Raw genomic sequence first — 13,175 nt, 5'->3', positions numbered from 1 at the left:
ATGTACAAATTGACTCACAGTTTCAAATTTATTCTTCTACTCTTTCCAATTTCTCATACTTATAAACCAGCATTTTGCCACTAGCTTTAAAGATGCTATCTTGTTGTGTATCCTTACGGTACTCGGTTAAAACAACAACACCTGAACTTACAAAAATCGCTGGTTGATCTGATGCAGTCCCCCCATTCCTGGAAATAAATAAAGCAGGTTTCTCCTTTTCGACTACCGCTCTATACAAATCTCTTTTCCACTTGTAGCGGTTGGTGTCGTCATCGCTAAGCTTACTTTTTTTACAGCCAAATGTTCCAATTAGTAGCAATGCTATCAGAATGTTCTTTGTCATGGGAGTTCGTTTTCTTGAAGTAAGTAAATAAAGATGACTTCGTCAAATTTACCATTGCGATTTAACATTAATTAACTGGTTGACTAAGAGTTGTAACCGTGCAGATTAAAATGTGCCCATCAATTGCTTTCATATTCTCAGCTACTGGCCTTCAGATGGATTGGATGATATGTACATTGATAGTTTTAGAAAAGAAGTAGTAGCTATTTAATCAGTTAAAAGCCTGACGAAATTCCAGCGGCGATAAATTCGTCTTTTTTTTGAAAAGCGTGCTAAAGGATTGTGCGTGTTCAAAGCCCAGGGCATAGGCGATCTCGCTGACCGAAAGACTGGTCGTGGAAAGTTTTTCTTTGGCCTTCGCGATCAGTTTTTCATGAATATGCTGCTGTGTGTTCTGCCCGGTATGAACCCGAAGCAGGTCACTCAGGTAGTTCGGCGACAGGTTCATCTGCGCAGCAATATATTGTACCGTGAGCAAACCCTGTACGTCGCTGCTAAAGTAGTCGTCGATCAACTGCTCGAACCGGGTCAGCAGTGCTGAATTATTATTCTTGCGGGTCAAAAACTGTCGCTCATAAAAACGGTTGGAGTATTTTAGCAGGCTCTCGATCTGCGTCAGAATGATCTCCTGGGTATGCCTATCGATATGCTGGCACTCCTTATCAATTTTATGGAGAATCATGATCAGGTCATCTTCTTCTTCTGCCGACAGGTGCAGCGCTTCGTTAACAGCGTAATCGAAAAAACCGTAGTGATGGATGCTGCTTGCCAGCGCATGCTGTAACAGGAAGTCCGGGTGAAAGATCAGGAGATAACCGCACCCGCATTCCATATTTTGCAGGTCCAGTTGTTGTACCTGATTAGGCGCGGTAAAACTCAATACTCCTTTATCGTAATCATAATGCTGCTGTCCGTACCTGATCTTGCCTTTGGCTTCTCGTTTGAGCGCCACGCAATAAAAGCGGTTAACGAAACCTTTCCAGATCTCGTCTTCCAAAAAAACACTTTCTGCCAGATTGATCACGCTCACCAGCGGGTGGCGGGGTTCCGTTAAGGACAGCAAACGGTGAAATTCCGATATGGAGTTAATGGCGTTCATAAACAAATTTAATCAATTAAGCCCATACTGAACTCATCATAAGGCGCACCGGTATCAGTACCTAAAGGCACGATGCTTTCCAGTTGTGATAGATCCGTCCGAGTTAATTCAATAGTTGTTGCCCCAATGTTTTGCTCCAGGTACTTCCGGCGTTTCGTTCCCGGGATCGGTAGGATGCCTTTGCTCATGATCCAGGCCAAAGCCAGCTGCGAAGAAGTGACTTGCTTGACTTTAGCCATCGCTTCAATAGCTTTCACCAATTCAATATTCTTGTCGAACTGTACGCCCTGGAAGCGCGGGATTGCCCTGCGGAAATCATCCTCAGGCAGGTCATCGATGCTTTTGATCTGCCCAGATAAGAATCCACGGCCCAGCGGTGAGTAAGCTACAAAGCCAATGCCCAATTCCTTTAAGGTTGCCAAAACCCCACGTTCTTCCACCGTCCGCTCGAACAAAGAGTACTCGCTTTGTAAGGCAGTGATCGGGTGCACGGCATTTGCCCGCTTAACCGTTTCAGACGAAACTTCTGACAAACCGATATAACCCACTTTACCTTCTTGAACCAGCTCAGCCATCGCCTCTACCGTTTCCTCGATCTGCGTATTTTTATCCAGGCGGTGCAGGTAATACAGATCGATGTAATCCGTATTGAGATTTTTGAGCGAACGCTCCAAAGATTTCTTTACATAATCTTTTCTACCATTGATGGCCCAGGTTACCTTATTGTTATCATCGATCTCCCACCCAAACTTGCTCGCCAAAATATACTGATCACGTTTACCACTGATCGCTTTAGCTATCAACTGCTCATTCTTCAGCGGTCCGTACAGATCGGCAGTATCTAAAAAATTACCGCCTAACTCAAGTGAACGGTGGATCGTAGCGATGGCCTCCTGCTCATCCGCAGGGCCATACATATTCGCCTCTTCAAAACCCGTCATGCCCATACAGCCCAGGCCGATCAAAGGCACAACCAAACCCTGGCTGCCCAATGCTATTTGTTTTATTTCCATGATCCAAAGGTCGGTAAGCCAAATCGCGCGCATGTATGCAAACCCCTGAAGTTTGTAAGCAAATCAAGGAATGATTTTTTTTTGTAAAGTGAAAGCCGTATTAGACCGACTTAATAAGTGAGGTTTATTCCTCCTCCATAGCCCATATCGCTGTCATAGTGGGTGGAAAGGGAGAAATATTTAGTCATGATATATCTTAAGCCGGCCATATACTCCTTATCCGTATTGCCCATACGATTATAGTGATAATCAAAACCAATGAATGGCATAAACCATTGCGTCTTACCAATGTATCTGCCGAAATAGGCCTCAACCTCGTTGCCGTGATCAGCTTTGAGCCCCAATCTAAATTCTGTCGAAAAACGGTAGCGCGTATTGGCCAGTGGAAGAACCAATCGCCCCCTAGTTCGTTCGCAGCAAACTCTATGGTGTCCCTTTCCATCGGCATGATGTCCAACACGTTTTTCATCGGCGAATAGTCGCCCTGTGCATTATTTTTTCATGTAGCCGTGTGTACAAACTGATCTTCATATCTGCAGCGTATTAGTATTACCGGTTGTTCAATATTCAACAAATTTACGGCAGCGGTAATTCCCGCCGAAAATCTACCCAATTAGCGAATCATCTACAGTTGGGAAAAATCTTTCAACCTCAATGATTTGGTTTTCAGGGAACTTGTGATACAGCGTATTGCCCCAAATTAACAGACTGCTGAATTTAATTTTATAACCATTTTTAAAGGTGATGATAAATACCTCAGATTCAGACCAAGTTGTGTGTTGGAGACTGCTCTAGCTAGATTTTATAGAACGATATGGAAATATCTTCCTTTTAGCGCTGAGCAGTCAGTTGCGCATCAGCGCTCATGTCAGCATTGTATAGCCTAAATAATATGGGCCATTCAACTTTCAGCAGATTGGGAATATATGCTGAGAATAATTTTAAAAAAGTGTCAAAATCAATACCTGGTTTAGTGATGACCAGATATTCTGCATCCCCTGAAGGGATGACATCCTGGATCTGGGCTGACCAGTGGTACTTAATGTCGCCCGGCAGCCTATTAAACTCCTGCGCGTCAATCAGACCGCCGATCGGTTGAATTAAATGCGGCGCCAATTCGGATTGCCCGCTAATCTGCCAATCCCCATCTTTTTTGATTAGGCTACCCAGCAATTCACCTTCACGGACAATTCTCCAGGATTCACCCGCACGAAACTGAATTACCTGGTAAGCTTCATGTATGTTATTTTTCTCAAAATATATCAGTTCAATCATGTTCTAGATTTGGTTTTATAGTACTGCTTAAGTTTCCCGGTTGATAATCTTGATTTTAATACATACCTGTTAGTCAATCTTCAGTTGTCTTTCGTTTCTGAGGGAAAACTCTAGGGTAAACAATTTCGCTAATACAAAACTAAAATATTTAGTTATAAAAAAGAAGAAAATACTAAATAAATTAGTTAAAAATTTAATAGCTTTACAGTTCCTAACAAATAAAAATTATGTACAGAAGCATCACTGATTTTATAACTGATTGGCAATACGAAAGGGAAGGAACCCTTAAGATTATGAATTTGCTGACAGATGAGACCGTAAATAAAACGATCCATGAAAATGTTCGAAGTCTGGAACGGCTGGCGTGGCACCTAACACAGACCTTGACAGAGATGGGCCACAAAGCTGGCTTATTTGATGCCGACTTGCTGGAACAGGCATCTACTCCAGACAGTGCTATCGCGATGGCAGCCTGTTACCAGGATTATAGCGAGCGCCTAGCAAAAGCGGTACATACCAAATGGACAGATTCCAGGCTGGAAGACCAGGTAGAAATGTACGGAGACAGTTGGACAAAAGGAACGGTACTTAGGGTACTCATTAATCACCAAAGTCACCACCGTGGACAGATGACGGTCATCATGCGTCTGCTTGGCTTACCAGTACCAGGATTGTATGGTCCTTCCAAAGAAGAATGGGCAGAGTTTGGCATGGAAGCGCCAAGTTGATAGTACTTTTCAGTATAAGGAGCAAGTTGGTGGTTTTACAAAAATTCGTTCTGTAAGCATCGTAATCTGTATTTTGCAGAAAATTTAGAAAATGAAACATATAGTGCTCTTCCTGGTCCTGTGTACTACCACACTCAACACAATAGCCCAGGACACATCTAAAATGAAAGCGACCGCGCAGAAGCTGTTGGATGCTACCATGAAAGAAGATTATGCGACACTATTAAAATATACTTATCCAAAAGCAGTAGTGCTCGGAGGCGGAATGGCAAAAATGACTGCCACCATCAAAACCGGAATGAAGCAGATGAAAGAAAGTAATGTCAGTTTTCACAGCGTTAAGCTACACGAACCCGGCAAAATCTATAAAGCAGGGAAAGAGCTTCATTGCGTCATACCCCAGACTACCGTTATGAAAGTAACCGGCGGATACCTGACTGCGGAGACACCATTACTCTGTATCAGTTCCGATGGAGGAAAAAACTGGACCTATATTTCAGCAGGAAATATGGACAAGGAGAAGATCAAACTGCTTTTTCCTAATTTCAATCATGCGCTTAAATTACAAAATACCAGCAAGCCGGTCTTTCAGACGGAAGCACCCTAATTCATGGGCCACTGAAGCTCATCGAAGGTAGCGGTTCAGCCTATACAGAAAAGGTACTTGAAGTAGCTGATATTAGCGTACTAGCCAAGTACGTGGTAAGCCAGTACCTTCTGAACTTCGAATACATTCACTGATTTATTGAACTTTTTTCTAATACTTGGCGAGGTCTCGCTGGAGATCCAGATTTTCAGTTCGGCATCGAGGTCAAATGTTCCTGCAGTTTCTACGCTGAATCTGGAGATCGATTTATAAGCGATGGAGACGTATTCCGTTTTACTACCTGTAAGCCCTTGTATATCTACAATGATGAGCCGCTTGTTGGTAAAAATAAACGTATCACGGATCAGTTTGAAACCCAGTTCAATCTCTTCATTGTCAATCAACAATGTTCCGAAATTTTTTAAAAGCTCTTTCTGATCTACTGCTCCGGCATTGCCCATCAGGGCTGAAAATATTCCCATGTTTTGTATTGGTTGTTTGTAGTTAGAATAGGGTGGGAGGTAATTGTTACATGGGTATGGGTAACGTAAGGCCGGAAATCATATCTGGCTAGCCCCCTGGAAAGATGGCAAAAGCCTTAAGATTATTCCTGGGGATACCAGCAGAGGTGTTCTTGCCGAAACTGGTATCGACTATCAAAACTAGCACCTTCTATAGCTTTTACGGTATACTTATCTCCGGTTTCGGAATTTTCAAGATATGCCTTATCGCTAAATGTGGACCACCAATTTGGTAAAAAGAGGACTTTTACTTCAACAACCGTTGCGGTATCAGTTAAGGTTATTTTATTTATATGGTGGATACCAGAAGTGGTAAATTCAATCTTTGGCTTGTCTATGGTTTGTGCTCCTGTAATAGATACAAAAAGGGCCAAAATGAGCGTACTAAGATATTTCATGAGATTGGTTAATTTAAGGTGAAAATATTGAAAATAATATACAATATCCCATTAATTACTTTTTTCATCACTTCATTTTCCGGAAACGCCGTGAATTTTTTGATGGGTATTCCTCATCTACCCATAACGGTTTCTCGAACAGCATGCTTCGGAATATCCCGCTTGCTATTTGCAATCTACAGGGACAAAGCTAAACCTGCCTCTTTCAAAGCTGATGGGCTTGCCTTTTACAAATCGGGATACGCCGAGGAAAGTTTCGATTTGTCCGACGCCAAGAATCAGTTTACCGTCCTTTTTTAGGAAAGCAAGTGGATTTTTGTAAGTGGTTTTATTGCTCCCAATCTTGAACGTATAATGTGCAAAGAGCGTATCTCCCCGGAAATTACCGTCTATCTGTCCATTGCTATCTCCTTTGTCTAAATAATTGATAATTAATGGGCCTGTAACTTTACCTTTGGCGTCCGTTGATAACTTTAATGATCCGGTATCTACACCGTCTATGGCTTGATAACACTCCATTTTGGAGGAATCTAAAGCCATTTTTATTTCGCCTGCTTGCTTATTTTTTTCGGTACTTTGATTACAGCTCAGCAAGAATGCAGATACAAATACTGCGAAATAGGTAAGTAAGTTTTTCATGGCTAATTAATTATGTTTTGCTCGAAGATAGCAATTTTTTTTGTCTGGCATCGCTCAAGAGCATCCATGGATTTTAGACGCTGTAGATCCAGAGGAAAGTGCTTCTTATTTAAAGCTTTAGCTGTTCACCTACGGGCAAATTCCTGATTCGTTTTCCACAAGCCCGGTTAATAGCATTAGCAATTGCTCCTGGTGTAACACACATGGCGATCTCTCCAACACCCTGCAGTTTTTCATTTGGACGTGAGATGACTTCCACCTCTACTTCCGGGATATCATTAAACCGAATGATAGGATAGGATGCCCAATTGCGGCTGTTTACCGTTTTCTGCTCAAACCTGACTTCTTCAAAAAGGGTCCAACTTGTTGCCTGGATCATACCTCCCTCTATCTGGTTGATTACGCTGTCCAGACTAATGACTTCACCGACATCCACTACAGCCCATAGTTTTACCGGAGTGATTTTAAATGTTGAGGGATGCACTTTTACCTGTGCTGCAACAGCAATATATGCTGCACTATTCTTATACCTTGAAAAGGCAATACCTATGGCTGCATTTTTTTCTTTGGGAAGCGTGATTACTGTGCGCTTCAATCTCTCCAAAACTTCGATGGCCCGCTTGTCTTCGAGGTGCATTATCCTGAAGTCAAAAGGATCAATGCCTGCCTGCGCTGCCAGCTCATCCATAAAAGATTCCACTGCAAAAAGGTTGGCATACGATCCAAGACTGCGGAGGTTGGAAGTGCGAAGGGGGCCGTTAAAGAAATTTGCGGTAACAGTCTGGTTAGACACCGCATAATACAGATCTGCATTTCGGTACCCACCTGAACCCGCCGGGTTTGCCTTCTGCACGACGGGATTCGCACGCAATCCCTCAAGATTAAGATAGCCTGGATTGCCCCGGATATAATGAGCGTCAGACCAAACTGAGTTTCGGAAATGGGCGATTCTGCCATCCATGGCTAAAATAGCTTCTAATTCCATATACATAGCGGTACCATAAGGTTCCCAGGAATGTTCCTGTTCACGTGACCATTGCAACCGTATATGCCTGCCTGGAAAGGCAACAGCAATCAGAGCAGCTTCTGCAGCCGCATCATCCGAACCGTTATGCCCATAACAGCCCGATCCTCGTATACAAGTTACATGTATTTGGGGAGTGGGAATTTTGACCAGGCTGCTGATGGTATCCCGCAGCGGGTAAGCGCCCTGACTATGGGTCCATATTTCCAGCAAACCATCTTTATAGCGAGCCACCGCACAGGAGGGTGCAATCGCACCGTGCATCACATAAGGTTTATAATATGCCGCTTTTATTGTTTTAGCTTCTTCAGGGAAAACTATTGAAGCAGTTTTAACTTTACTGGTTATGACAGTAAGGCTTTTGAGCAGTTCAGGCATGGACTTTGCCGATGTCGTTTTCTGAGATACAGACCATTTGGCTTGTGCAGAAAGGTGCTGTTGTGCCTTAACGGTCTGGTATTCGTCCTCACAGATCACTGCAATGAAACTACCGTCCTTTATTACTGTTAATACCGGAGCCACTTTGTTAAGGCCGGCCTCATCAAGGGATATAAGTCTGGCATCGTAGGAAGGAGGGCTTATTGTGCGTGCATGTACCATTCCGGGAAACCGCAGGTCCTGGATATACATTTCCGCACCAACAACCATTTGTTTAAAGTCTTCCCGATGTACAGATTTACCAGATATCCGGTATTGCTCTTTTGGTTTTAACTGAAGAGGCAGACGTATTTCTGACTTTAGCTTCTTTCCTTCAAGCAGTTCAAAAAAAGACAGCGAGCGTCCGCCGGATTTAAAGCTTACTTTTCCATCAGCCATCTGCAGCTCCTCGGCAGGAGCCATTAAAACCGCAGCTGCCAGATCCAATAACTCCCGACGTGCCGCTGCAGCTGCATATCTGATCGACAACACACTGTTCTCTGTAGAAAAACTCCCACCTGTGAAACCTTCATTAGGCGTACGGCGGGTATCGGCTATTACCACTTCAACCTTGTCAGCTTTCAGGTCAAGTTCCTCAGCTGTTACCTGGGCAATAGCACCACACAGACCCTGGCCTAGTTCCACTTTACCAGTAAATACACGCACGGAGCCGTTGGTCAATACCTGCAGCCATGCACTTAGAGAAGGGTTACGCCGCAACACCTCCGGTAATTCAAGATTATTCATTGTCAGTGCCGAAGCCAGTAAACCGGTATACTCTAATGAGAACATTACCGTAAGACTTCCAGCTGCTTTAATGAAACTTCTCCTGTTTGTTGTCATGTGTTATTTCTTATTGGTGGGTATCGCACGCTTTATTGCCCGCATTACCCTCGCCTGCGAACCGCAGCGGCAAAGCACCCGCTGCATCCCTTTTTTAATGGCAGCATCATCCAAATGAACAGAAGTATTTAGCAAGCCGACCGCCGAAATGACCATCCCATTTAAGCAATAACCGCATTGTGCCGCCTGCTCATCAAGGAAACTTTGTTGCACAGGATGAAGCTTGCCTTGTGTTGAAGCCAATCCTTCTAATGTAGTGATGAGCTTTTTTTCAGCCAAGGAAACAGGCATCGTACAGCTATACTGGGCTTTGCCATCAATTAAAACCATACAGGCCCCACACTGCTGCATTCCGCAACCAAATTTTGGACCGTTTAAGTACAGCTGATTGCGCAGTACATACAATAGCGGTGTTGCCGGATCTATATCCAGGCGATGTGTTTGGCCGTTTACATTTAATACTACATTGCTCATGGTGAAGGTCCAACCGATCTGGTTAAACCGGCTGGACCTAAGATAATAAAATTATGGAATATCATCTAAATTCCGTTTGACGGAAGACATCTGAAGCCGCCAAGTGGGTGGGGCGGGTTTTTTCGTCGGGAATTCCCGCTGCTCTAATTTCTTTTCTCTATTTTTGGTCTGAATAATTATAGTTAATAATATTGGTTAATGAAGTATTTAATTGCATTCCTCTTTTTATTTGTTGGCCTAAAATCTTATGCTCAAGAAATTGAAACTAAAAATCTTAAAGAGCACGTTTATTTCTTAGCAAGTGATAAAATGAAAGGGCGGGGAACAGGGAGTAAGCAAAATCTGAAAGCTGCAAAGTATATTGAGAGAAAATTCAAAACATATCAATTGAAACCTTTGGGTGAAGAAGGCTATTTTCAATCATTTGACGCTAAAATCCGAAAAGTAAAAGTTCCGGACAGCATTCGGCCTGCGCGAAATGTCATCGGATTTTTGGATAATAATGCCTCAAAAACCATTATAATTGGTGCACATTACGACCATTTAGGAGAAGGAAAGCAAGGTAGTTCATTAGCTAATGACAGCTATGGAATCATACACAATGGCGCTGATGACAATGCTTCCGGTGTAGCAGGTTTGTTGGAGTTGGCTCGAATTTATAGTCAAAATAAAGTGAAAGAACCCGTAAATTTTTTATTCATCGCCTTTGGTGCGGAAGAATTAGGACTGGTCGGTTCACGCTATTTTGTGCAACATCCCACTTATGATTTAAACAAAATCCATTGGATGTTAAACATGGATATGATTGGGCGATTGAATAAAGAAACAGGAGTCTCGATTATTGGCTTTGGGACTTCACCTGCTTTTGAAACGATTTTTAAGGGCATTAATCCTCAACGATTTGTAAAATTCTATACTGGTTATGAAGGGCGGGGAGGCTCGGATCAGACATCATTTTATGAAAAGGATGTTCCTGTTTTGTTTTTTCATACAGGTGGACATCCCGATTATCACAAACCTACTGATGATGCTGATAGAATTGATTTCAGTTCATTACAAGGAATTTTAAATCTGGAAAAAGCAGTTATTGACGGCAGTTTGAAAATGGAGGTAATTCCATTTAGGAATACTGATAAAAAGATAGAGTAGGTGCTGCTTCTGTCTATACTAAGTTCATGGAAAAATTACGTGTTATATAACTCATTTTTGAAGCGTTTCGCCAAAATTCCCGTTGCCCTTACGGGTTCTATGTCAGCGATAATAATACCTTCCTTTCCATAACCGCTGTTAACGATGCAACTTCCATTGGGATCAATTACCGAACTTGCAGATTCTGTATATGTTGAGGCATAGTTTACGCTGGCAAAATAAATGGTATTTTCAATTGCCCGCATCATCATTGCTTTTTCATAATATGGATTTTCTTTTTTACCCCATTCCTGAAGTTGTACTCCCTGCTCATTACCGCCAGTGAAATGTGGGTGAAAGACAATTGCCGCTCCGTTCTGCGCTGCCCATCTCACAGATTCAGGATACCTGAAGCCTTCATGACATATTGTTATGCCAAACTTTAGACCATTCACTTCAAACAGCTTCCTGTTCGTCCCTGCAATCCAGATTTCGTCTTCAGTTGGATCTAATTGATTCTTTGTCTGGTAACCCAGCACTTCTCCCGTCGATGATACTACAAATGCTAAGTTTTGCAGACCGGTCGCGCTATGCCAATCCATGGGTATGATAATTGCGATAGCATTTTGCACTGCAATGTAACGCACGGCGTCTAGTGCTTGCTGTAACTTTATTTGCGTTCTATCTTCAGGAGTGTACCCCATTCCCGGATATCCCGGTAGATATGACTCTGGAAAGCAAACGATCTCGGCCCCTGCTTCGGCAGCCTGCTTAACTAGGGTTTCCAACCATACCAAGCCCTTAGCTAAAGATGTTGGAATGGGAGGAGTGGCCAATGCGATTCTCATACGCTTAAATATAAGTTTTATAAAAATAAATGAAAAGCTATCAAGATCTTACGAACTGTATATAATCTGTATTAGCCGGTTGTAATCCGTTATCCTTCATTTCTTTAGCGATCTGTGCACGGTGATAAGTGCCGTGATTGAAAACATGAAATAATATATCATTAATTGATGTTTCAAAAATGGCCCCTGTCGAGATTTTGTATTTAACGATACGGTCCTTCGCTGAATCATTTTTCACGATGTCCTTGAGCTCATTTCCAGTCTCTGCAAGCAAACTTCTGCAGGTATCAAGGTCATGCTCCTGCCATACGCTCAGCCCGGGGACAGTGCCGTGGATACGACTCGTCCAGATTCCTTGTGTATTGGCGATGTGGCTCAAAAGTTTAATGCAATAGTCTGGAATGGGTGCAGCATGTTTCTCTGCCGCCTCTGATAGGGTATTCAGCAATAATGAATTTGCCCAGTTATTGTATTCACAAAGTTTTAGTAACATCAAGTTAATATAAGAATTTCTGTTAAAATAACCTCTATAATAATAAAACTCGGAAATTCTCATCGGCACCGCATATCTGCCTGTTAATTTGCTTTTAGATGTTGATATTTTTATCTTTAGATGAACTTGGGAGAACTAAATATTTTTCAAGGCCCATAGAACGATTTAATATGCAAGATTTAAGTAATAAAGTAGTTTACGTTACCGGCGGAACAAAAGGTATAGGTTTTGGAATTGCTAAAGCATTGGTAGAAGCTGGGTTGAAAGTAGCCATTTCAGGACGCAAACTGGAAGACGTGCAACGGGCCCGGGAAGAACTCCGTTCAGAAAATGTATTGGCGATCGCTTCGGATGTATCAAACTTTGAAGATGAAGCCCGTGCAGTAGAACAGATTGTAGAAAAGTTCGGTCGGCTGGACATCCTCATTGCTAATGCAGGAGTAGGGAAGTTTGCCCCTGTTGATCAGTTAAGTCTCGAGGATTGGAACGCGATGATAGCTACCAATCTAACGGGTGTCTTTCATACGCTTAAAGCAGGAGTGGAGCAGCTCAAACTGAATAAAGGCTATTATATAACTATTGCGAGCCTGGCAGGTACGAATTTTTTCGCAGGTGGATCGGGTTATAACGCTTCAAAATTTGGTGTTGTGGGTTTTACGCAGGCGGCGATGCTGGATTTAAGGGAATATGGGATAAAGTCGACCACTATTATGCCGGGTTCGGTAACGTCTCATTTCGCTGATCATGTGCCAAATGAAGCCGATTCCTGGAAAATACAACCAGCAGATATTGGTGAAATCATTGTTAATTTACTGAATATGAATCCAAATGTATTGCCAAGTAAAATCGAGGTACGGCCGACACAGACCAAATAACTATGAAGGATAAACTGACTAAAAGTGCTGTCACTGTTCCGATCTTTAGACAAACTTATTTTCACGGTACGAAAGCAGATCTGAAAATAGGGGATTTGATCTCAACCGGGTTTGACTCAAATTTTGTGGATAGGAAATTGAAACATATTTACCTGTCAGCCACACTTAATGCTGCCATCTGGGGAGCGGAGCTTGCTTTGGGTGAGGGGCGGGAAAGGATTTACCTGGTGGAGGCAACCGGGGAGCTGGAGGACGATCCGAATGTGACCAATAAGAGGTTTCCAGGTAATCCAACGATGTCTTATCGCTCGTTGCAGCCTTTTAAGGTGATCGGAGAAGTGGCAGTGTGGCAAAGTCATTCCCTGCAAGACGTACAGGCGATGAAACAGGGACTGGAAGATAGGAAAGCGCAGGGTAATGTGGTGATTGAAGAATGATCAGGGTTGTAGTTGTGCCGCTAAATCGATTAGA

At 42.8% G+C, this 13,175-nt stretch carries 17 protein-coding genes; 5 read left to right on the top strand and 12 right to left on the bottom strand.

What is annotated here, in order from left to right:
• Positions 1 to 28: 28 nt before the first annotated feature.
• The 5 genes from EZ437_RS16840 to EZ437_RS16820 form a co-directional block, all read right to left on the bottom strand.
• Complete coding sequence (locus EZ437_RS16840; RefSeq protein WP_131597240.1) at positions 29 to 343, bottom strand: hypothetical protein; 315 nt, start codon at positions 341 to 343, stop codon at positions 29 to 31.
• 211 nt (positions 344 to 554) lie between these two features.
• Positions 555 to 1,442: a helix-turn-helix domain-containing protein gene (locus EZ437_RS16835; protein WP_131597239.1), complete on the bottom strand. Its 888-nt coding sequence runs from the start codon at positions 1,440 to 1,442 to the stop codon at positions 555 to 557.
• An 8-nt stretch (positions 1,443 to 1,450) separates the two neighbouring features.
• Positions 1,451 to 2,455: an aldo/keto reductase gene (locus EZ437_RS16830; RefSeq protein WP_131597238.1), complete on the bottom strand. Its 1,005-nt coding sequence runs from the start codon at positions 2,453 to 2,455 to the stop codon at positions 1,451 to 1,453.
• A gap of 110 nt (positions 2,456 to 2,565) precedes the next feature.
• Positions 2,566 to 2,850, bottom strand: coding sequence for a hypothetical protein (locus EZ437_RS16825; RefSeq protein WP_205942737.1), 285 nt, complete (start codon positions 2,848 to 2,850; stop codon positions 2,566 to 2,568).
• 436 nt (positions 2,851 to 3,286) lie between these two features.
• A complete protein-coding gene (locus EZ437_RS16820; RefSeq protein WP_131597237.1) occupies positions 3,287 to 3,730 on the bottom strand; it encodes a hypothetical protein in 444 nt (147 codons plus the stop codon).
• 227 nt (positions 3,731 to 3,957) lie between these two features.
• Between EZ437_RS16820 and EZ437_RS16815 the strand changes: the two genes are divergently transcribed.
• On the top strand, positions 3,958 to 4,458 hold the full coding sequence (locus tag EZ437_RS16815) for a DinB family protein (protein WP_131597236.1): 501 nt from the start codon (positions 3,958 to 3,960) through the stop codon (positions 4,456 to 4,458).
• A gap of 91 nt (positions 4,459 to 4,549) precedes the next feature.
• Positions 4,550 to 5,065 (top strand): hypothetical protein, encoded by a 516-nt coding sequence (locus EZ437_RS16810; RefSeq protein WP_131597235.1) that lies wholly within the window; start codon positions 4,550 to 4,552, stop codon positions 5,063 to 5,065.
• Positions 5,066 to 5,145: 80 nt separating this feature from the next.
• Here the strand turns inward: EZ437_RS16810 and EZ437_RS16805 are convergent, their stop codons facing one another.
• The 5 genes from EZ437_RS16805 to EZ437_RS16785 form a co-directional block, all read right to left on the bottom strand.
• A complete protein-coding gene (locus EZ437_RS16805; RefSeq protein WP_131597234.1) occupies positions 5,146 to 5,526 on the bottom strand; it encodes a PH domain-containing protein in 381 nt (126 codons plus the stop codon).
• A 122-nt stretch (positions 5,527 to 5,648) separates the two neighbouring features.
• Positions 5,649 to 5,963, bottom strand: coding sequence for a hypothetical protein (locus EZ437_RS16800; RefSeq protein WP_131597233.1), 315 nt, complete (start codon positions 5,961 to 5,963; stop codon positions 5,649 to 5,651).
• 165 nt (positions 5,964 to 6,128) lie between these two features.
• Complete coding sequence (locus EZ437_RS16795) at positions 6,129 to 6,602, bottom strand: hypothetical protein (protein WP_131597232.1); 474 nt, start codon at positions 6,600 to 6,602, stop codon at positions 6,129 to 6,131.
• A 109-nt stretch (positions 6,603 to 6,711) separates the two neighbouring features.
• The gene (locus tag EZ437_RS16790; protein ID WP_131597231.1) at positions 6,712 to 8,886 is read right to left on the bottom strand and encodes a xanthine dehydrogenase family protein molybdopterin-binding subunit; all 2,175 of its coding nucleotides are present in this window, start codon (positions 8,884 to 8,886) and stop codon (positions 6,712 to 6,714) included.
• 3 nt (positions 8,887 to 8,889) lie between these two features.
• Positions 8,890 to 9,360, bottom strand: a complete 471-nt coding sequence (locus EZ437_RS16785; RefSeq protein ID WP_131597230.1) for a (2Fe-2S)-binding protein — start codon at positions 9,358 to 9,360, stop codon at positions 8,890 to 8,892.
• Positions 9,361 to 9,558: 198 nt separating this feature from the next.
• On the opposite strand from EZ437_RS16785, the gene EZ437_RS16780 reads away from it, so the two are divergent.
• On the top strand, positions 9,559 to 10,509 hold the full coding sequence (locus EZ437_RS16780) for a M20/M25/M40 family metallo-hydrolase (RefSeq protein ID WP_131597229.1): 951 nt from the start codon (positions 9,559 to 9,561) through the stop codon (positions 10,507 to 10,509).
• Between the two features lie 35 nt (positions 10,510 to 10,544).
• On the opposite strand, the gene EZ437_RS16775 is transcribed toward EZ437_RS16780, so the two are convergent.
• The gene (locus EZ437_RS16775) at positions 10,545 to 11,336 is read right to left on the bottom strand and encodes a carbon-nitrogen hydrolase family protein (protein WP_131597228.1); all 792 of its coding nucleotides are present in this window, start codon (positions 11,334 to 11,336) and stop codon (positions 10,545 to 10,547) included.
• 40 nt (positions 11,337 to 11,376) lie between these two features.
• A complete protein-coding gene (locus EZ437_RS16770; RefSeq protein WP_165500447.1) occupies positions 11,377 to 11,829 on the bottom strand; it encodes a DinB family protein in 453 nt (150 codons plus the stop codon).
• A gap of 170 nt (positions 11,830 to 11,999) precedes the next feature.
• Here EZ437_RS16770 and EZ437_RS16765 point away from each other — a divergent pair, with 170 nt between their 5' ends.
• Entirely contained in the window at positions 12,000 to 12,704 is a 705-nt protein-coding gene (locus EZ437_RS16765) for an SDR family oxidoreductase (RefSeq protein WP_131597226.1), read from the top strand.
• Positions 12,705 to 12,706: 2 nt separating this feature from the next.
• The gene (gene arr, locus EZ437_RS16760) at positions 12,707 to 13,141 is read left to right on the top strand and encodes an NAD(+)--rifampin ADP-ribosyltransferase (RefSeq protein WP_131597225.1); all 435 of its coding nucleotides are present in this window, start codon (positions 12,707 to 12,709) and stop codon (positions 13,139 to 13,141) included.
• Positions 13,142 to 13,175: the final 34 nt, after the last annotated feature.

It is taken from the genome of Pedobacter psychroterrae, from assembly GCF_004331695.1.
Lineage (GTDB): Bacteria > Bacteroidota > Bacteroidia > Sphingobacteriales > Sphingobacteriaceae > Pedobacter > Pedobacter psychroterrae.
The sequence above is the reverse complement of the archived record's forward strand: the minus strand, read 5'-3'. Positions and strand labels throughout refer to the sequence as shown.